The sequence below is a fragment of the Lactiplantibacillus modestisalitolerans genome, assembly GCF_005405425.1.
GTDB classification, from domain to species: domain Bacteria; phylum Bacillota; class Bacilli; order Lactobacillales; family Lactobacillaceae; genus Lactiplantibacillus; species Lactiplantibacillus modestisalitolerans.
The window spans coordinates 50,466-69,541 of the sequence record NZ_BJEA01000008.1; the positions used below are offsets into that span (position 1 = coordinate 50,466).

Sequence of the window (19,076 nt, forward strand, 5' to 3'; positions counted from 1 at the left end):
CCAGCCACCCGGTTACACCCGCTGCTGGCGGCAATTTCAACACCAATTGGTACAGAACCAATTAATCTTGATAAAACTGTTCAAACGCGGGCCCTAGCTCTGCTAAACCTTGTTGAAGCGCCGCCTGCGGGTCCACTCCCTGGGTTTGAGTGCCTTGAACACGGACAATTTGAAAATCGTCAAAGCCCATAATGGTCTTAAAGAGCTTTTCCAAGTATAACCGCGAAAACTCCATTGGCGTGTAGCGGTCGTCCCGGGTATAAATCGAACCACTCGATTGCAATAGTAGGACCCGTCGATTATCAGTCATCAGGCCAACCGAGCCACTTTCGGTATAGCGGAAAGTTTCGCGAGCTACTAAAATGTTGTCCATGTAATCCTTCATTTGTGACGTGATGTTAAAATTCAACATCGGCGTCACGATAACGATCCGTTGATGGGCTTTGAATTGATCTAACAACTGCCGGTTAATTTGCTGCGCGCGGGCCTGCGTTGGCGTCAACGTTACGTGGGCCGCTTGGCGCTGCCACATGCCCAGTAATTCGTCTTCGGTCAAGCGTGGTAAGGGCGTTGCGGCTAAGTTCAGCACGTCCACCTGGTCTTCCGGAAAGCGGTCCCGGAAGCGTTGTAGAAAGGCTTTTTGAAGCTGGGCCGAATTGGCCTGCTGATTAGCAAAGTTGGGATGCGCGTTAATAATTAATGTTTTCATCTTAATGACCTCGTTTTCGTTATCTTTTCAACATCATTAAGTTTATAATTGAATGGTGCCAACCGCTGGCACCTTTGAACAATTAATTAAATATAGGAGGAATTACCAGTGCACCGCTCAGAACGCCTCAACCAAGAGCTCATTTTTCTCAGCTACCGCAACCACTTTCACCTGCAGGACCTGATGCAGGAATTCCAAATTTCCAAGCGCACCGCCTTGCGCGACGTGACCAGCTTAGAACAGCTGGGCCTGGCCTTCTACGTGGACCCCGGCCGCTACGGTGGTTACCGGCTCGTCAAACAGCAGCTCTGGGTGCCGGTCCTCTTAAATATTCAAGAAATTAACGCCTTGTTTTTCGCGCTTAAAGCGCTACGACGGTTGTCGGCAACGCCGTTTGAAAAATCCTACCACGCCATCTACCAAAAATTACTCGCAACGCTCCCACTCGCTGAGCAGCAAAAAGTTGCTAAAATGCAGGCCGTCGTTCACTACTACGACACCCCCAACTTAGACGGCCCGCGGTTTTTAAGTGCTTTATTAACCGCGAGCCTAAACGAAGCCGTCCTACGCCTCGACCTGCAAGGTCAAGGAGCGCCGCTACTCTTTCAAGCTTACGACCTACTATATCGCCACGGGATTTGGTTTGTCAGCGGCCTTGACCGCACCCACCAACGTTGGCGAATCATTCGCTGTGACCGCGTGACCGCCGTAACGCCAGCAACCGCACCGGCGGCCTTACCGCGCCCCAAACTGGCCGAAGCCCAGCAAGCGGACGCCCAGCAACAACACAACATCCAGTTTCGCTGCGAACTGACGCCCCTCGGTCGGGAGCTGGTTTTAAAGAACCGTTACCCGCACATGCAGCTAAAACAAGTTGCCGGGCAGGACTACCTGACCGGGGGTTACGGCCCCGAAGAATTCGATTATATGGTGCAATATTTGCTCAGTTTAGGCACCAACGTTAAAATTCTGGCGCCAACCGCGCTCAAAGAAGGCTACCTCGCCGCCGTGCGTCAAATTTTGAACGCCTATTCTTAACGCAAACCGGAGCCGTGACATTCGTCACCGCTCCGGTTTTATTGCTAAATAATGCTAGTTAAGCCGCGTTCAGCTTTCTGAACCAGCCGTAATGTAGTCGAGCAACGTCGCGATAACTTGCCGATTTTCCGGCGGCACCGGCGTCGCCAAAATATCCGCCGCCGTCTGCTTTAACACCGACCCCGCAATGTACGGGTAATCGTTAACGACCATTTCACGTACGTTATCGGCCTTCGGTTCAAAGTGAAATTGTAGTCCGATAACGTGGTGGTTAAGCACAAACCCCTGGTTAGCGACCTGGGGTGTCGAAAATAAGCGCGTTGCCCCCACCGGAATCACAAACATTTCCTCGTGCCAGTGCAACGCCATTAACTGCGCGGGAATTCCCGGAATAATCGTTGATTCCCGGTAAACGGGCGCCCAGCCCACTTCCTTAACCGGCGCTTTCGTGATTGGGTAGCCGAGGGTCTTCACAATTTGTTGGGCACCGTAGCAGGCCCCAAACATTGGCGTATCGGTTGCAAGCAACGCCGCAATCAGCTGCCGTTCTTGCTTGATCCACGGTAAATCGTCATTCGGACTCATTGGCCCACCTAAAATAACCAACATATCGGTTTCCGCCGCGGTTGGCAGGTGCCCAAATTGATAGGGATGGTACGTATATAAAGCATGCCCGTGCGCTTGGGCCCAGTCCGCAATCATCCCGGGGCCCTCGTTTGGCGTGTGTTGTAAAACGTTAATTCGCATATGCGTTCCTTTCTTCACCGGCAATGTTTGGAATGGGGATCGCCTGCACCTGCCCAAGATAGCGTTATTATACCACCGTCTATACCAATTGATGAAAAAAAGCTGTACGCGTGTGAAAAAAATCGGTTAGCTGATGAGCATTAACGGCGTAAAGCGAATAATCTCGGGTTTGGATTGTTTGACTTACGGGGTTAAGCGGAGCCAGCTGACTTTTGACGCCCGTTTCGGCTATTAACATTCGGGGGTGCGGTTAAAGCTTACTTTTCTACCCGCTTAACGGCTTAAAAAAAGCCTTTTGTAACCGCTTACATTGTGATATGGTTAAGGGGAACACACGCAAGGGGGAATTTACAATGCACACGATCGAACAACTCAATGACGGCCGCGCCGTCTACTTAAACGGTCAACGAATCAACGTGGCCGACGTCCCGATTTTCCGTAAAACACTCGCGCTGAACAACCAGTACTACGCGCTTCAGCGCACCCATCAGGACGTCCATACTTACATTGAGGATGGTCAGCGTTACGACATTGCGTTCAAGGTACCGTTAACATCCGCTGACTTAAAGCAAAAACACCGCGCCTACCAAGAAATCGCCGAAAGTAATAATGGGCTGCTGGGCCGGACCCCGGACTTCCTAAATAGTGCCATGGCAGCACTCGCCGTACGGAGTCACTTTTTAGGCCATAACGAGTATACCAATTTTGCAGCCAACGCTAAACATTACGCTGAACACGTTAAAACCGAGGATATTTTCATTAGTCACGCCCTCCAAAACCCACAGCTGGACCGGCAAAAAGCCATTAACGCCATTCCGTCCGGTTACGCGGGCGTTCACGTAACTAAACGCACCATGGAAGGAATCACCGTTTCCGGCGCCAAGATGGTTAACACGATGGCTCCGATTGCCGATGATTTACTAATCTTTAATCCGCCTGAATTACTCCTCGAAAAGGGCGACACGAGTTACGCGGTGGCCTTTGCGACACCCCTGAACACGCCCGGCGTTAAGATTATCTGCCGGAAGCTCCTCGACCACCCCGTTTACACCGGGTACACCGAGGACGACTTCCCACTAAGTAACGCCCTCGATGAAATCGACGCCTACATCGTTTTCGATGAAGCGTTTATTCCGTGGGAGCGGGTCTTTGTTGACAACGACGTCGAAATGAGTAACCGTTTCTTCATGGATTCGGGCATGTTCATCCATTCATCGCATCAAGACGAGGTCCGGGGCATTACCAAACTGGAATTTGCCACCACCCTCGCCATTCGGACTGCCAAACTCCTTGGTCTGGACGGCTTTCTCGGTGTCCAGGAAAAACTGGGACGCTTAACCGCTAACCTTGAGCTGATCAAGGGGACGATTGCGCGTTCGGAAGAGGAAGGTCGGCTCGATGACTTTGGAATTTATACGCCTAACCAGCAGGCGCTTCAAGCCGTGCGGTCGACGCTACCCGAATACTACGAAGAAGCGCTCAAGGTAGCCCAGCACTTAGCGGCGGGTTCGATGGTTGGGGTTCCGGGTTTCAAGGAATTTAACGGGGACAATGGCCCTATCTTGGAACAGGCGTTAGGTACGTCCAAAGCCACTGCTAAGGAACGGGCTAAGTTCTTGAACTTGGTCTTCGATTTAACGACCGCCGGTTTCGGTCAACGGCAGTTAATGTACGAATATTATCATGGCGGCGACCCGATGCGGATTCGCTCGCAGCATTATGCGGGAGAGGATCTTCGGGCTGGAAATGAAATGATTGATCGGATTATGAAATCATAGAGTGCGGAAGACCAACGGGTTGACGCTGAGCACTGCCTAAACAACGGCCTGACGCGTTCTTTGCGTTGGGCCGTTGTTGTAGCAGGCGCAGGCGTCAGTTGGTCTGGAGCACGTTTCAGCCATATCGCAGAGAAGCGTTGGGCCGTTAGCATAGCAAGCGCAGATACCAGTCGGCCCGAACACGTTTCAGCCATATTGCAGAGAAGCGTTGGGCCGTTATTGTAGCAGGCGCAAGCGTCAGTTGGTCTGGAGCACGTTTCGACTATATCGCAAAGAAGCGCGCCTTAGCGTAGCAAGCGCAGATGCCAGTCGGCCCGAACACGTTTCAGCCATATTGCAGAGAAGCGTTGGGCCGTTATTGTAGCAGGCGCAGGCGTCAGTTGGTCTGGAGCACGTTTCGGCTGTATTGTAGAGAAGTGCACACTATCACTATCACTATCTACCCAAACCCACCAAACGGGACTGTGACCATCGTCACAGTCCCGTTTGCCGTTCTAATTCAAATTTTAAAACCAACTAATCGGATCAAACACAACGTCCAGCAAGGTTTCCCAAAAATTCTTCCAGAAATGGCCGCCGCGCCCACGTTTTTTAGCAATTAACGTTTTAATGGCGGCGATGACCAACGAAATCAGCATGTAAACCAGGATTAGCAGGACTATCAGTAGTACCATCCGGTATTCACCACCTCGAGTCCCATTATACAGATTCAGTTGAACCAATCAAACGGTGCTTGAATTAGGCTTCCAGGTACAATTGTTGGAAATCACGGGTAAAAGTTGGCGCCAGCCGCAAGCCCGCCACGAGGTAGTGTTCAAATGACCCGTAGTGTTGTTCAATCACTTCAAAATAGTGCGTTAAATAGTCCTGATCCACGACAAGGGCCGCTTGAACCGCCCGCAGTTGGTCCGCACTGACCTGCGCGGCTAAGTGGGCTAAAATTTGCTGGTTAGCGGCCTGGCGGGCCTGATTGGTGGCCAGGTAATCTGCCAAGATGTCCGCGTCACTCACGCCCAGACACTTTAAGATTAATGCGGCCGCAATACCGGTCCGGTCCTTGCCCGCAAAACAGTGAAATAGTACGGGTTGTGGCACAAGTAACGACGTCAAAAATTGGTGGTACCCGGCTTGGGCGGTCGGGGCCAACGCGAACTGCTCGTAAAGCTCAAGCATCCGCGCATGCACCGCCCCACTTGCCGCGACCATTGACTGCAAACTAGCCCCGTTATTATTCGTTGCCACTAGGACGTCGATCACCTCGTACGTCACACCGGCTAACCGAACGTCGGGGTAACGCTGGCGTTCGTCCGCCGTCCGAAAGTCGACGATGCGTTGAAGCCGAAGCTTCTGGCGTAAATAAGTTTGTTGTTGTGCGTCTAGCTGATCTAATTGGCCCGCCCGGTAAAAGTAGCCGGGCTTGACCGCCGCGCCCGTGAATTGATTATGACCACCGAGCACCCGTAAATTTGTGATGGGTTGCATGGTTGCGCCTCCGTTTTTCTTTTTACCCAGCAGTATAACCGCCAGCGCGCCCGCTGAACAGTCAAAACACCCGCTAACGTTACCGCTAGCGGGTGTTTTACTTACTAATCAAAGTGGCGCCATTCACGATCCATCAAGGCGCGGGCCACAAACAGGCCCAACGGTAAGAACATGATAATCAACACGGCCTTCGTCAGCCACAGCGCGCCGACGCCAATTTGATTACTGCCAATGTTATAAATCGCGCGATAAATATATAATCCGGGTACCATGATGACAATGGCGGGAACCGTCAACGAAATCCGCGGATAGCCGTTATAGCGGTTAACTAACGATGCCAGCAAACCCGCGACCAAGGCCCCGCAAAACGCCGCCGCAGCCGGCGGCAACGCGGTCAACGAAACTAGTTCCAGGCGCAACGTGTTCGCCAGCGCGCCAATCACGCCCGCGGTTATCGCCATTTTTTGCGAGCTGTTAAACATCACTGAGAAACCGTAGACCCCGCAGAAACTGGCCGGCAAGCGCAACAGTAATAACGCGAGCGGCGACAAGCCCAACGGCATGAAGTCCGCCGGTTTAAAGTTAAAGCTGATGGCGACTAACCAGCCGACCAGGGTCGCGACCAGTGTAATCATGATGGCGTACGCCAGCCGCTCTAACCCGGAACGCATGTCTAGTTTGGAAATGTCGAGCATGCTCGTGATGAACGGGAAGCCGGGAATCACGAAAAGCATCGCGCCAATGTAGCCAGCCTCGTGGTGCCCCGCAATTTGCCAGCCCCACTGCAGGAGCTCGAAACTGGCCATGTAAACTAGGCAGGCGACCGCCACGCTAATTGCGATGCCGGCAATCGTCGTTAAACTGTGCTTACCCATCTTCGCGCGGACGTAGTTACCAACGCCCGCACCCGCAAAGGAGCAGATCATTTCAGGTATCCCACCGCCCAGCAAAAAAATAAAGCCCATGCAGGCAATTGCTGAGGCCAAACCCAGCATCAGGGGTGGGTACTGCTTTGGTCGTTGTCGCACCGTATCAATAGCCGTATGAATCTCACGAATCGTGCGGTTCGCATACTGCTCGTCAAACGCCGCCACGAAGCGCTCTAAACTATCCAATTTATCGGTATTCACCCCGGTATTGGGGAGTGATAAGACCTGCGTGTAACTATGGTGCTGACTAAAACAGGTATAGTGTAATGAAATCAACCCAATGTCCGCCGAACAGGTTAAGTTAAGACTCCGGGCCACGTGGTTCATCGCGTCGCGCACCCGCCAGGCCCCCGTTCCACAGGAAAGCATTAAAATCCCAATTCGGCCAACAATTGAGGTCCGCTCCTGAATGCTGGCCCGTTTAGCCGGGACGTCCTCGTTCCGAATAAAATCCTTCCAGGGAATTGTCATGTGATGCCGTTGCGACAGCGGGGTCGCTACTGGTCGCGCCGGTGCTTGCTTGTCAGTCATGTTCCGCCCTCCGTTCAATTTCCGCACTTGTAGCCCGACTAATCACCGGGTCTGAATACCCCCATTATAGTCCTTTTACGTCCCAATTAGCGGCGTAAATCAGAATGTTCCACGTGAAACATTCAACCGCTTACCGCCGTATTTTGACTTGGAAAGTTAACGATCAGACCCTCGTAATAGAACTTCACGGGCCGCTGTGCTAAATTAGCCCCATCATTTCAAAAGGACTGATGCCAATGTGTACAAGTTTAAGTTATACCAACCAAGCTGGCGGACACTTCCTTGCCCGTACGATGGACTACACCCTTGATTTTGGGGCCCAAATTCTGTTCATTCCACGTCATTATAAGATTGATGCCGACGTGGCCCCGTTTACGACTAAGTACGGGTTTCTAGGCGCGGGTCGTAAGCTCGGCCACGAAATGTTTGGCGACGGCGTTAACGAGCACGGTTTAGGAGTCGCAGCACTCTACTTCCCCGATAACGCGCACTACCCGGCGGCTCCAGCTCCCGACAAGTTCGGCCTCTCACCGCAAGACTTCATCGCCTGGGCGCTTGGTAACGCTCGTAGTATCGCTGATTTGCGGCAACAGCTGCCCAAGCTCCAATTCGTCGCCCACGCTGCTAATCTGATCAACGTGGTCCCACCATTACACTTCATCATCAGTGACCGAAGTGGCCAAACCGCAGTCCTAGAACCGACAAGTGATGAACTGCGGCTGACGGCCGACCCCGTCGGCGTGATGACCAATTCCCCCGACCTCGACTGGCACCTGCAAAACCTCAGTAACTACGCGCTCCTCTCGAATGCGACGCCCAAGACGCCCGCGGTTGGCGGCTTTTTACCCAAAACGATTGGTCCCGGCACCGGTGCCATTGGCCTGCCCGGAGACTACACGTCAGTTGCTCGCTTCATCCGGACCGTTTTCTTGAAGCGCTTTGCAACCGGCGCCACCGATACTCGCACAACGTTGAACTTGTTACAATTGATTTTAAATAGCGTCACGCTACCCAAGGGCGTCAAACAAATGACGGCCGGCCCAAGCGACTACACGGAATACCGCGCGTACATGGACCTCGACGCCCGCGCCTACACCATCGAATTGTACGAAAACCCCGGTGACCTGCAACAGGTGCGCTTGACCGCCGAACTACTGAACAGCGCCACCCAGCCGGTTGCGTACCCGCTTAACCGCAAGCCACAGGTGCATCAGTTGACGGCAGGTTAACGCGTGTGCCAACAGTCAGCTAACTTTTGGTGCACGTTTTAGCTACTAATATGAAGCGACATACAGGAGGCTGTGACCTTAGTCTCCAAAGTAAGGGCCGGTCAGGGAAAAGCTGAAGCTTTTCCCTGACCGGCCTTTGTTATAGTAGAAAACAAATCACCCTACTTTGCGTATCGCCTTAGATTACCAACCCGAAAAAATCATCTTTGTCACCAACACGCGTGTTTCACGTGAAACAACGCCAGTGGTTAGCGCTAGCTTCGCCGTCGGACAAGTAGCGGGCGGCTTTTTCAGCGGGGTGGTCTAAATTATCTTTTGACCACTACCAAAAATGGACCCGTGCAAAGCTTCAGCCTTGGACGGGTCCATTTTTAAGTCGGTTACGACCATCACAATTAATTGTCCGACTTCAATGCCTTTGCAACGCGCTGTTGCAAGTCCGGCACCACCTTTTCCTGAAACCAGGGATTGCGCTTCTGCCAGCCATAATTCAGCGGTGACGGGTGCACTAGTGGAAAATAATCTGGCAAATAATCCTGGTAATTTTGGACGGTCGCGGTTAACGTTTTTTGCCGCGAGCGACCCAGGTAAGCCTTAATGGCGTACTGGCCAACCAGCATCGTCAACTGCACGTTCGGCATCAACGCCAATAACGGTTCGTGCCACTTATCCGCAAAGCCCTTGCGCGGCGGCAGGTCCCCGCTCTTACCCTTACCCGGATAATAGAAATCTAACGGCATTACCGCAATCCGGTCGCTCCCGTAAAACTGGTCACGGGTCACGCCCATCCAGTCCCGCAGCCGGTCGCCACTCGCGTCGTTGAAGTACGTCTTGGTGCTCTGGGCGATTCGCCCGGGCGCCTGACTGATTACTAAAATCGTCGCTGACGGCAGCACGTGAAACAGGGGTTCCCACCCCTTTTCCGTGTACGCCGCGTTATCCGGATCCGCTTCGATTGCCCGTTTGATTTCCTCAACTGTCATGCCACTGATCACCCATCCTTTACTTGGTTTAGGCCCGCGGTTAGCGGGGTAATTTTCTTGATTATACACCAATTGGCCGGGGCACCGCAGATCTAAAAAACCGCTCCTCATTTGCCGGGAGCGGTTAATTGACCTTTATTCAGTTGAGTGATCCTGCTTCAAATGTCCAATTTCTTTCAGCCCCGCGTTCATCAGTACAAACACGACGATCCAGGCCACAATAATGAGGGCAATAATTTTCAAGTTATAGCTCCCCAAAATCGTTACGTCCCAGTCCCAAACCGCGTGCATGATGACAACCAGTGCAAAGAACACGAGGAAGCGCGTATCCAGTAGCTGGCTAAACTTAAACGGCGCCTTGCGTTTCACAACCATAAGCGCGCCGCCGGTAATTGCGGCCCAGACAAGGTGCCCACCAATGGCGGACCAGCCCCGAACAACGGCCACTTCAATCAGATAACCACCGGCACGATAAATATAGCCCGCCGTTTCAAACGACGCAAAACCGGCCCCGACCGCGGCCCCAATCAATAGGCCGTCCAGCACGTGTTCCACTTTCAACTGGTTGACGAAGTAACAGATGATCAACACTTTACCGAGTTCTTCGACCACCCCGATGGCGAGGCCATCTTGTAGGGTCAGGAGACCCGTAATTTTAGAGGTTTCACTGAAGCTAACAAATTCATAGAGTACAAGGGTGACAATCAGTGAGAAAACCCCACCAATAAAGAAAATCTTGACCGTTTCAAAAATACTAACGTCTTGAAAAGCGTTAGATTCAAAGAAGAAAATCAAGCCGGAAAACGGCACGGCCAACGCCCCCACCATGATTAGACCCGGAATGGCATTTTCGTTTCGAAATTCAGCAAATAAGTAAAGCAAGCCCGCAAACGCAATCAAAAAACCAGCTAGAACCCGCGAAAAGACCCACGGCTTAGCCCAATCATCCGACACGTCGTTTAACGCCGGCGTGGTCGTTTCGGTACCGGCGATAAAGATGTTCTCGGCCTCGCCCTTCGTGTGGTGCTTAAAAACTTCGGAAAACAGGTCCGATAAACTGACCTTGACCTCCCCACTTTCACCGGTAAATTGATTGAGCTTCGCGGTCGCGTTACCGTATAAGCCCTTCACTCGGTTGACGTTTTCTTCGCCGGTCGCGGGCGATTGCGGCCCCGCTTGATCGGCCAACTGGGCGCCACAAGCCGGGCAAAACTTCGCGCCGGGTTGCAACGCGTGCCCACAGTTTGAACAATAGTTCATCATTCCACCCCTATTTCAAAATATCCTGATACAACTGCAACCCCAGCCGGTTCATGGCGTCGACTTGTTCAGTTTGCTGACCATCCTGGGATAGCACTACGACGACGAACGCGCCCCGTTTGTTCGCCATGATCGCCGCATCGTTTTGAACACCATAGTCGGCAAACTCACCGGTCTTGTTGTAGACGGTCGCATCACCAGGGAGGTCGTGCGGCAGTTTCGTGCGGTTATGGTTTTGCGCTAAGATCGTCAACATGGCCCGGTCAGCGTCCGCCGAAACCAGCTTATGATTGTACATCTTCTTCAATGTCTGACCGAGGTCTTCAGCCGACGTCACGTTATCGTCGCCGTCTTCCAGCGCGTCGGTGTCCATCATCTTCCGGTTCAACTGGGTGTCGGTCGCGCCTAAGCTTTCAATTTTATTATTAATTAATTTAAATCCGCCTAGTGCGTCAATCATGACGTTAGCCGCCATGTTATCGCTATCCGCAATCATGTGCGTCAGCACCTCGTGGTAAGTGAGCGTCGTTCCGTCCGCCATCGTTCGCATGACACCGGTCCCGCCGACCTTGTCATCGTCGCTAATGGTGTACTCGTCGTTGAGGTCAAACGCGCCCTCTTTCTCCAAGGCATAGGCCGTTACCAAAATAAAAATTTTAATCGTGCTGGCCGACCGTTGCGAGCCATTATTGACGCTCACTTGCTGGCTGCCCTTCACCGGCGTCACGTAAACCTCGCTGTCACCGGATAGCGGCGCAATCGTATTGTTAATGTCGGCCCGGACCTGGTCCGGGTGAAAAGTCACCTTAGACGCGGTCGACCGATTCGTGGAACTAGACTGCCGACTGCTGGAACTGCTAGTTGACGCCGTTTTCGAATGCGATTTAGCCTTGCGACTAGATTGAACGGCGGCCGGTTTGACGGTTGTCGTTTGCTGCTTTTGATAGTAGACAAACGCCCCCACCGCAAGCACCAAAATTACTAAAACGAGGCCGGCCACCAGCCGACTTTGTGGCTTTTTGGGCTGATGTTGCGCCGCCCGTAACGGTGTTTTGGTCGGGCCACCCGGCTGTGGCCGGGTGGCCGTCTTACTGGTTTGCGGCCGATCCGCAGTTGATTTGGGTGCGGTTGACGACGTCGCCTGCCGCGTTGGTTGCGTCTGACTCGTCGTGTCAGTTCGTGGCGGCACCTGACTAGCCGCTACCGGTGCTTCACTTGCGGCCGACTGGTCCCCACCAGCACTGCCGCCTTCCCAAGTGGCTGCAGAACTAGTGGCATCAGTTGCCGTTGCCGATTCAGCGGCCGGCTCGGAAGTCGTCGCCGGGGGCGTTTGGGAGTCCGTTTGACCAATCGTAGTGGTTTCAAAATCATAACCACAGTTTTCACAAAACCGGTTATCCGCCGCGTTCACCGTCTGACAGCGCGGACACCGCTTACCGGCCGGACTTCCCGCTAAGTCCGCCCCACAGTTCTCACAGAAACGGTTTTCAGCCGCATTCGGCTGGCCGCAACTCGAACAAATTTTCATCATCTTTTTCACTATCCTTTTTTCGGCGCAAAGTCAGTGTCCAAACTAACTCGCCCCGTTAGCAGCCCCGGCCGAACGCCCTGCATCAGGAGATGGCGCCTTAATTCCCCGTTAAAGCACCCCCGACTTTCATCCGGCTGGGCTTTTCCCCGTTTATTTTAATTCGCGTAACACTTTATAAACCCACTTTTGTGAGTAACCGTAACGCCGCGAAAGTTCCCACTGATTTTGACCGTCAAATTCCGCTAGCACCCGCTTGGCCGCTAGTTCCCGGTCGTACAAGTGTACTGGCACGTTTAATTGCGTCCCTTTATATTGTTCATAAATTTTAAGCATCGCCTCGGTACCCACTAATTCGCTTAGGCGCCGGTAAAATTGATGTAGCGTTGCAACCTCGATTTCTTGCGCATCGTGACCCATCTTCTCCACCTCCTCACTAGCGATTTTAAGCGTTTCGTAGGCTATTCGTAACTGCACTAACACCTGACTAACAGCGGGATATTCCGCCTGAACTTTAACCTTATAAATGACAAAAAGAAGACGCGGAAACGTCTTCTCTGTTGAAAAAAATTAAGTTAAAAACGCAAGCCCATCAACAGCGGCGAGATTGTGATGATTGCGGTGCTTGGAATGTTCCACGTGAAACATTCCGTTTTAAGGTTGTGCTCGAGTGCGTAACTTTTTTATCCTCTTTTGTTAACGTTGAACAGTTGCCGAGGAAGGGCCATACATGCTTTGATCCGGTAATAAGCCAAAGCCACCATCCAAGCTTCCATACTGAGCCGTGATATCCACGGACCCGTCCGCATGTGGTGTCAATTTAAAAATATCAATTCCCTTTGCGCCCGGATAGGTTCGCATTTCAAAACCACCATTAGCCAATTCACGACTTCCCTCCGAGAAATCCCGCGCCGCTTCTTCATTAAAATCAACGAAACCACCCTTTATGATAAGTTCTGCGGCTTCTTCCCAGTCGATTTGCTTAATTTTCGATTGTTGACTACTAGTCGAACTCACCGCTGAACTTGCTGATGAGCTTACCGTTGAACTAGTTGCTGTACTGCTGTCTGCATCAGTTTGAGTTGAATCTGTTAACGAACTGCTCTGACTACTAGTCACTGAAGATTCACTAGCAACCGTTGCTTTCGTACGATTGTCATGCGTTGCCTGATCTGCAGCCGCTACCGTTTTGGCATGTTTATGTGTTCGCTTAATCTTACTAGTTTTTTTGCGACTACTGGAACTAGTTGTCACCTTTGAAGTCGAAGTGCTTTTAGTCTTGTTCGCCGCAGGTTGTTGGCTACAAGCCGTTAACGTCAGTCCCATAATTGCTACGATACTAATGACAATCCCCTTTTTCATGCTAGCTTCCTCCTAAATGAATTCAAATAGCCTTACTCAATATTAAGGTTTATTTTCGCAGATACCCCCGTCATAATTTGTCATTCACTTAATAATTAATATTTATCCTAAATATTTAGCCCCAATGCTTAGTAAGCAATCGAACCAAACTAAAATATAATATTATTTTTCAATTATGAAACTCTTCTTATTTCCCGCCAAAACCGTTAAAGTGAAAGGAGTGAGCATTTATTCTAAAAAAGGGGCGTTTTTCGTGACTAAGTATCGTTTACAAGCGGCCGCCTTCGTACTGGTGTCGTTTATGCTGGGCTGCAACGAATTCATTGTGGTCGGAATTATCTCGGATATCTCGGGGTCCCTGAACGTGAAAGTTTCCACGGTCGGCTACCTGGTGACCATTTTTGCCACGGTTTATGCCATTAGTACCCCATTAATCACCATTTTAACCAATCGCTTTAACCGCTACCATACGTTCATGGCCTTAATGATTATTTTCTTGATTGGTAATACCTTGACGGGCTTTGCAACTAGCTTTCCGATGATGGCTGCAGCCAGAATGATTACGGCGGTGGTAGCGGGGACCATTGAGTCCCTAAGTATTGCAATTTGCAGTACCATCGCACCCCGCAATAAGCGCGCGATTTTGATTTCTTGGATTGCGGCGGGCTTCAGTATTGCGTCCGTGATCGGGGTGCCGATTGGAACGGCAATCAGTACCCACTTTGGTTGGCAGGATGCGTTTCATCTAATTTCATTATTAAGTTTAGTTACTTGCATTGTGCTGGGTATTTTGGTGCCCCGCAACTTGAAGCAGCAGCCGAGTGGGATTAAAGACCAACTCGTACTGCTGACTGACAAACGGGTTTACTTGGGCGCAGCGCTAATTCTGTTTACGGCGGCGACGTCGTACGCGTACTATACGTACGTGCGGCCGTTGATTACAACCACGTTAGGCTTTAATACGACCATGTTGAACTGGTTATTAATGATTATTGGTATCGTTAGCATTATCAGTAATCGACTATCGGGGACGTTGGCACAACACGATGGGCTAAAGCAGTTGCCTAAGTTTTACTTATTAGATATTATTCTACTGTGTTCGTTCCCGTTGGCGATGAGTCGGGCCTGGAGTGGCTATGGTCTGTTATTGCTTTTAACGTTGATTATCTTGATTGGGAGTGCGTCCATTCAAGTTCACTTTTTGGACGTGGCCGAGTCGGATTATCCGCAGGCAATTGCCTTGGCGTCGGCATTAAACGCGATCTTCTTTAATATCGGTATTTCGTTGGGCTCCGCAACGGCTTCGGGTGTGCTCCGGACGGCCGGTTTGACTAGTTTAGGTTGGGGCGGCGTGTTGTTCGCGGTAATTGCATTGAGTATTTCGGTGTGGTTGAACCAAACGAATGCCCGCTATGCAAATAAAATTGACTAATTATGGGACTATTTGAAAAAGCGTCTGAATGCGTACACAAATCGTGCGCAATTCAGACGCTTTTCATATCCAATCTAAATTTATTTTCTTAAATTACTATTTTTATAAAATAAATATGTGATGCCAATCATAAATAAAATGAAAAAGATGGTAATGAAAATCCAGAATGAATCTGGAAGGTTAGGAACAAGATAGACCAGTAGTAAGGCGATTGCAGCGCCATACATAATAATGCCAACATACCGCCCAGCTAGCTTTGATTGCTGATTATACGGTTTTCTGGCGTTATTATTTCCTGCAATTAGAAAAAGCAGTTTCCCCTTTCTTAACGCTAAACCAAATAGTAAAAATATCAGGGCACCCAACAATTGTAAAATTTGCATCATGTCCTCCTAATTTGGAAATTATGCAATTTAAATAGGTCTGAATAAATTTAACTTTAAGATTTTGATTATAATATCGATTATCAGAAACTTCCTTTAATCTATTAACATCTATAACAATCGCTATCTGAGTGTTTGCAAATTTAGTCTGTGTTGCTTATTAAAAGTCTTCATTCGTTAGGATGTTTTAAGATTCGTAATCAAACTAACTTTTTAATTAACATATATCTATATCGTGACATACAGCAATTTCTCCCAGTTTAAAAGCTTTTCACTTCACTATCGCGTTTTAATACCAAGCAACTCGGATAAAGAGCGTCCATTTCTGGATCATTTTCAGACGATGCCAAATTTGTTAAAAATTCCTGTGCCAGTTGCTCATAACTACTATCCTTTTTTAAGTAATTAGTTATGGTTACACCTGGTGCACTCTTTTTTCGCCGATCATATCCCACTTGAATAACATGAACAATTTTTAGTATTGCAAACTTCAACTTCTTGTCAAAATCATCAGTCACGTTCTGCATAAATGATCCATAAATGTAATCCTTTTCTTTTACTTGCGGCCATGATTGAGCATCCTCATTTACATATCGGTAAGCTACCCCTAACAAAGCCATAATAGCGAATTTCCCATTACCAAAAATCGCTGCACTATCTTGAGTCATTGCCTTACCTTCTCGCAATAAGTTTCCTTGAATTTCATCTACCTTAAAATATAACATAACTAAATCTCGTAAAAATTCTATTTTATTGGGATCTTGATCATAATTAGGATTTAAAAAAATAGTTTTATAATGTGATTCAAAAAGTGAACGAACACTACTTCTAGCTGTTCCAGGTGCTTGATTAACAAACGAATAAATTAGTTTTGCCATATCTTCAATTTTAATTAAATCATATTTATTTGTTGCGTTGACTCCCTGTTTAATCTTTAAGAAAATATTATATGGCTTAAGCACATGCTGTAGAGCTCTTAATTCACGAGTATTAGCTTTTAAATCCTGTGGGCGAATTTGCTTTTGCGAATTTGTGGCCTCAGAAACACCTGAAAAGAAGTTATCCTGTTGATCGCCTTCCAATTCAAATGCAGGTGCAATTACCTTTACCGGCACAGCAAAATCTGTTTCTTTGTAATTACGAGCAATAAGAGTAGTAGTTTGTGCACCATTTACTACAGAAAAGTCTTGCAAATGAATTACATTTCCATCTATTTGGTAATCAGAGGTTGCAATAGTTAATCCATTGTTTAAAAACCAAAACTCAGTTGGATCCCTCTGTATCGTATTAATGATACCTTTATCAATACTATTTCTTTTAATATATTTACGGACATTTAGATCAAACAATCCTCTATTTTCATATAAGTCATAAAGTTTTTTTATGGAACTAGCTTTAGCACTTACAAAAATCCCCTTTTTACTATTAGAACTATATTCCATACTTCTACCCGATTGATTGACCACATTAATTAATTCCAACTTACCATTATCAACCCTTTGAATACCGTTTTTAATGGTATAAATCTTTTGACTTAAATCTAAACCGTTAACAATGTTAAAATCTACACTATTTTTAAACCGTTTAGTCGACCCAACATTCTTTAAGGCCCTTTCTTTATCAAAAGTTGATGTAGTTACCAACGTAATTTCGTATGTAACATCTTCATTAATTCCATCATTCAAGCTACGAAACTTATCTTTAACAATCTGAGATAAATTTGAAAAGTCATGATTTTGTAGCTTCTCAACAGTGCGCAAGATTTTTTGAATTTCAGCAGTAGCACTATTTACATCAATATTATTCGAGTATTTAGTTTGTAAAATTCCTAATACTGATAGTTTGTCATTGTAGTAAAGCATATCAATTCCACCATCATTACTCCCGTTCACAAAATAATTTCTATATTCTGTTATTAAATCAATATCCTTAAGGTACCCTCTTTCATTAATAACGTAATTGTATGCCATTAAAGTGAACCAATCTACATCATTCTTAGGCTTCGTATCAGCTGGAAAGTCTTTCAATAACAATTTCATTTCGTCGATTGCATGTTCAATTTCATTCATTTTACTAACTTCCTTCCAGTATTATGTAATTCACATATCATAATATAATTACAGCCTTTAAATCTACCCTACTGTATTTAGTATAAAAGCGTTTTCTTTTCACTGTAAACTGACTATAAATAAATACACTAATCTTGTATCTATAATTTATTAATTGAAAAACATTCACACTTCAAGTAGGCATCTTAAGTTAATTTCATCACTTATGGTTCGATTATCCGCATCATCAGCAGGCACCAGCGTTGATATATTGAGTCTTTTCACTTTTCAAGTATAGTATATACAAGTAATAATTACTTTTAATTCGCGTGGAATACCCAACCATTTTCTCACTCAATATCAACAATTAATTAAAACCTGTCATTTATTCTTAAATAATCGTAATTTTGATAATCAGACTAATTATATAGACTAGTAAAAAAATATACCGATTATCTTTGAAGCCCCAATGGCATATTTTTCATTAATATTCATTTAAGTTGATTAGGATCCTCATTTTTATTGCTTCAAGTTTGGATGGCTCTGTACTAATGTACCTGCTGTACGAGCAATATCTGAATTTGACATAAAGCCTTCTTCAGCCGCATTGATAATCTCATCATCAGGAATCGCAGCTAACCCAGATTTTGAAAGATTTTGATTATTAGCTAAAACTGTTCTAATCTGATCTGCGCGATCTTTATTCGTATATGTGCTGGCATCAACTGACTCATCCGAATTGTCTGATGAACTATTCTTGATGTTAGGGTATTGCTGAGCAATCATGTTAGCAATTGTACCAGAATCACCACCTGAATCTTTCGCCTTCTTAATTATAGCTACAATGACTGAATTAGGTACTTGTTCTAACGCAGCACTATCCCATTTACCAGGCTCTGATTGTACAATATTCTGGCGCATTTGAGCTGCTTCTTTCCTATCCGCTGTATTTACTTTGGTATCTGCTAACGAACTACTAGTTGAAGCCACTGAACTGCTAGAACCACCGTCCTGAGCAGACTGATTGATCAATTTATTTACTTTGGGCTTTAATTTACTTAAATAGGGCTTCTTATCCCACTTAATGTTTTTACATTGCTTCAAAACATCACTTGAGTAGTTGCCATTTGTAACTTTTAACTGATCCGTGACTTCTTTATCCAGTTTTTTATACTCAGCTAAATCAGCCTTAACGGTCATCTGCAAATCAGCCAATTTATTATCCAGGCTCTTAGCACCATTTTTAATTTTTATGCTATCTGTAATGATTGTCATTGCCTTTTGAACTTTCCCAACTTTAAGTTGAGAATTCGTATCAACGTAGGCTTGTACCTGATTTCGATAAGTTTTAGCGTTAGCATCCTCAGGCTTCTGCGTCAAAGCATTGTCGAAGTACGCTAACGCCTTGTCCATCTCGTTCTCAGCAACTGCGTCCAATCCTTTACTGATTGAGTTATGATATCCTGAAGACGTATCACTATTCGTCACATTTTTATTACCGCATGCTACTAATACAACTACTAATAAGCCTAGTATTCCTACCAGACTTACAACTCTCATTATTTTTTTCATTACCCCTAATCCCCTTTTAATTTAATTAAGCGTTTACATTACGTATACGCTTTAAATTGTACTTC

General features: G+C 47.5%; 17 protein-coding genes. 4 read left to right on the forward strand and 13 right to left on the reverse strand.

The window, feature by feature from the left end:
• Positions 1 to 61: 61 nt before the first annotated feature.
• Complete coding sequence (locus tag FFM79_RS04990) at positions 62 to 709, reverse strand: FMN-dependent NADH-azoreductase (protein WP_137642377.1); 648 nt, start codon at positions 707 to 709, stop codon at positions 62 to 64.
• A 108-nt stretch (positions 710 to 817) separates the two neighbouring features.
• Between FFM79_RS04990 and FFM79_RS04995 the strand changes: the two genes are divergently transcribed.
• Complete coding sequence (locus tag FFM79_RS04995; RefSeq protein ID WP_137642378.1) at positions 818 to 1,747, forward strand: helix-turn-helix transcriptional regulator; 930 nt, start codon at positions 818 to 820, stop codon at positions 1,745 to 1,747.
• Between the two features lie 69 nt (positions 1,748 to 1,816).
• Here FFM79_RS04995 and FFM79_RS05000 read toward each other — a convergent pair whose 3' ends face one another.
• A complete protein-coding gene (locus FFM79_RS05000) occupies positions 1,817 to 2,494 on the reverse strand; it encodes a type 1 glutamine amidotransferase (protein ID WP_137642379.1) in 678 nt (225 codons plus the stop codon).
• A 353-nt stretch (positions 2,495 to 2,847) separates the two neighbouring features.
• On the opposite strand from FFM79_RS05000, the gene FFM79_RS05005 reads away from it, so the two are divergent.
• Positions 2,848 to 4,272: a 4-hydroxyphenylacetate 3-hydroxylase N-terminal domain-containing protein gene (locus FFM79_RS05005; RefSeq protein ID WP_137642380.1), complete on the forward strand. Its 1,425-nt coding sequence runs from the start codon at positions 2,848 to 2,850 to the stop codon at positions 4,270 to 4,272.
• A 506-nt stretch (positions 4,273 to 4,778) separates the two neighbouring features.
• Here the strand turns inward: FFM79_RS05005 and FFM79_RS12610 are convergent.
• The 3 genes from FFM79_RS12610 to FFM79_RS05015 form a co-directional block, all read right to left on the reverse strand.
• Positions 4,779 to 4,946, reverse strand: coding sequence for a hypothetical protein (locus FFM79_RS12610; RefSeq protein WP_170177383.1), 168 nt, complete (start codon positions 4,944 to 4,946; stop codon positions 4,779 to 4,781).
• Positions 4,947 to 5,010: 64 nt separating this feature from the next.
• On the reverse strand, positions 5,011 to 5,754 hold the full coding sequence (locus FFM79_RS05010; RefSeq protein WP_137642381.1) for a tyrosine-protein phosphatase: 744 nt from the start codon (positions 5,752 to 5,754) through the stop codon (positions 5,011 to 5,013).
• Positions 5,755 to 5,858: 104 nt separating this feature from the next.
• The gene (locus tag FFM79_RS05015) at positions 5,859 to 7,214 is read right to left on the reverse strand and encodes a threonine/serine exporter family protein (protein ID WP_137642382.1); all 1,356 of its coding nucleotides are present in this window, start codon (positions 7,212 to 7,214) and stop codon (positions 5,859 to 5,861) included.
• A gap of 236 nt (positions 7,215 to 7,450) precedes the next feature.
• Between FFM79_RS05015 and FFM79_RS05020 the strand changes: the two genes are divergently transcribed.
• On the forward strand, positions 7,451 to 8,443 hold the full coding sequence (locus tag FFM79_RS05020) for a choloylglycine hydrolase family protein (protein WP_137642383.1): 993 nt from the start codon (positions 7,451 to 7,453) through the stop codon (positions 8,441 to 8,443).
• A gap of 395 nt (positions 8,444 to 8,838) precedes the next feature.
• On the opposite strand, the gene FFM79_RS05025 is transcribed toward FFM79_RS05020, so the two are convergent.
• The 5 genes from FFM79_RS05025 to FFM79_RS05045 form a co-directional block, all read right to left on the reverse strand.
• Positions 8,839 to 9,426 (reverse strand): uracil-DNA glycosylase family protein, encoded by a 588-nt coding sequence (locus tag FFM79_RS05025; protein WP_137642384.1) that lies wholly within the window; start codon positions 9,424 to 9,426, stop codon positions 8,839 to 8,841.
• 135 nt (positions 9,427 to 9,561) lie between these two features.
• Complete coding sequence (locus FFM79_RS05030; RefSeq protein WP_137642385.1) at positions 9,562 to 10,686, reverse strand: PrsW family glutamic-type intramembrane protease; 1,125 nt, start codon at positions 10,684 to 10,686, stop codon at positions 9,562 to 9,564.
• 10 nt (positions 10,687 to 10,696) lie between these two features.
• Positions 10,697 to 12,217: a serine hydrolase gene (locus tag FFM79_RS05035; protein WP_137642386.1), complete on the reverse strand. Its 1,521-nt coding sequence runs from the start codon at positions 12,215 to 12,217 to the stop codon at positions 10,697 to 10,699.
• A 150-nt stretch (positions 12,218 to 12,367) separates the two neighbouring features.
• Positions 12,368 to 12,634, reverse strand: a complete 267-nt coding sequence (locus FFM79_RS05040; RefSeq protein WP_137642387.1) for a Mor transcription activator family protein — start codon at positions 12,632 to 12,634, stop codon at positions 12,368 to 12,370.
• A gap of 276 nt (positions 12,635 to 12,910) precedes the next feature.
• Positions 12,911 to 13,576 carry a hypothetical protein gene (locus FFM79_RS05045; protein WP_137642388.1) on the reverse strand — a complete coding sequence of 222 codons (666 nt, stop codon included), beginning with the start codon at positions 13,574 to 13,576 and terminating at the stop codon, positions 12,911 to 12,913.
• Positions 13,577 to 13,829: 253 nt separating this feature from the next.
• On the opposite strand from FFM79_RS05045, the gene FFM79_RS05050 reads away from it, so the two are divergent.
• Complete coding sequence (locus tag FFM79_RS05050) at positions 13,830 to 15,008, forward strand: MFS transporter (RefSeq protein ID WP_137642389.1); 1,179 nt, start codon at positions 13,830 to 13,832, stop codon at positions 15,006 to 15,008.
• 80 nt (positions 15,009 to 15,088) lie between these two features.
• Here FFM79_RS05050 and FFM79_RS05055 read toward each other — a convergent pair whose 3' ends face one another.
• The 3 genes from FFM79_RS05055 to FFM79_RS05065 all read right to left on the reverse strand — a co-directional run bounded on the left by FFM79_RS05055 (position 15,089) and on the right by FFM79_RS05065 (position 19,011).
• Entirely contained in the window at positions 15,089 to 15,391 is a 303-nt protein-coding gene (locus FFM79_RS05055) for a DUF3784 domain-containing protein (protein WP_225424383.1), read from the reverse strand.
• A gap of 260 nt (positions 15,392 to 15,651) precedes the next feature.
• Complete coding sequence (locus FFM79_RS05060) at positions 15,652 to 17,460, reverse strand: AIPR family protein (protein WP_137642390.1); 1,809 nt, start codon at positions 17,458 to 17,460, stop codon at positions 15,652 to 15,654.
• A gap of 498 nt (positions 17,461 to 17,958) precedes the next feature.
• A complete protein-coding gene (locus tag FFM79_RS05065) occupies positions 17,959 to 19,011 on the reverse strand; it encodes a hypothetical protein (RefSeq protein WP_137642391.1) in 1,053 nt (350 codons plus the stop codon).
• Positions 19,012 to 19,076 lie beyond the last annotated feature (65 nt).

Excerpts from the sequence above, each read along its gene's own strand:
- FFM79_RS04990 (WP_137642377.1), bottom strand. The coding sequence starts at position 709 with ATGAAAACATTAATTATTAACGCGCATCCCAACTTTGCTAATCAGCAG.
- FFM79_RS05015 (WP_137642382.1), bottom strand. The coding sequence starts at position 7,214 with ATGACTGACAAGCAAGCACCGGCGCGACCAGTAGCGACCCCGCTGTCG.
- FFM79_RS05035 (WP_137642386.1), bottom strand. The coding sequence starts at position 12,217 with ATGATGAAAATTTGTTCGAGTTGCGGCCAGCCGAATGCGGCTGAAAAC.
- FFM79_RS05020 (WP_137642383.1), top strand. The coding sequence starts at position 7,451 with ATGTGTACAAGTTTAAGTTATACCAACCAAGCTGGCGGACACTTCCTT.
- FFM79_RS05065 (WP_137642391.1), bottom strand. The coding sequence starts at position 19,011 with ATGAAAAAAATAATGAGAGTTGTAAGTCTGGTAGGAATACTAGGCTTA.
- FFM79_RS05045 (WP_137642388.1), bottom strand. The coding sequence starts at position 13,576 with ATGAAAAAGGGGATTGTCATTAGTATCGTAGCAATTATGGGACTGACG.
- FFM79_RS12610 (WP_170177383.1), bottom strand. The coding sequence starts at position 4,946 with ATGGTACTACTGATAGTCCTGCTAATCCTGGTTTACATGCTGATTTCG.
- FFM79_RS05000 (WP_137642379.1), bottom strand. The coding sequence starts at position 2,494 with ATGCGAATTAACGTTTTACAACACACGCCAAACGAGGGCCCCGGGATG.
- FFM79_RS05010 (WP_137642381.1), bottom strand. The coding sequence starts at position 5,754 with ATGCAACCCATCACAAATTTACGGGTGCTCGGTGGTCATAATCAATTC.
- FFM79_RS05040 (WP_137642387.1), bottom strand. The coding sequence starts at position 12,634 with ATGGGTCACGATGCGCAAGAAATCGAGGTTGCAACGCTACATCAATTT.
- FFM79_RS05055 (WP_225424383.1), bottom strand. The coding sequence starts at position 15,391 with ATGCAAATTTTACAATTGTTGGGTGCCCTGATATTTTTACTATTTGGT.
- FFM79_RS05030 (WP_137642385.1), bottom strand. The coding sequence starts at position 10,686 with ATGAACTATTGTTCAAACTGTGGGCACGCGTTGCAACCCGGCGCGAAG.
- FFM79_RS05005 (WP_137642380.1), top strand. The coding sequence starts at position 2,848 with ATGCACACGATCGAACAACTCAATGACGGCCGCGCCGTCTACTTAAAC.
- FFM79_RS05025 (WP_137642384.1), bottom strand. The coding sequence starts at position 9,426 with ATGACAGTTGAGGAAATCAAACGGGCAATCGAAGCGGATCCGGATAAC.
- FFM79_RS05060 (WP_137642390.1), bottom strand. The coding sequence starts at position 17,460 with ATGAATGAAATTGAACATGCAATCGACGAAATGAAATTGTTATTGAAA.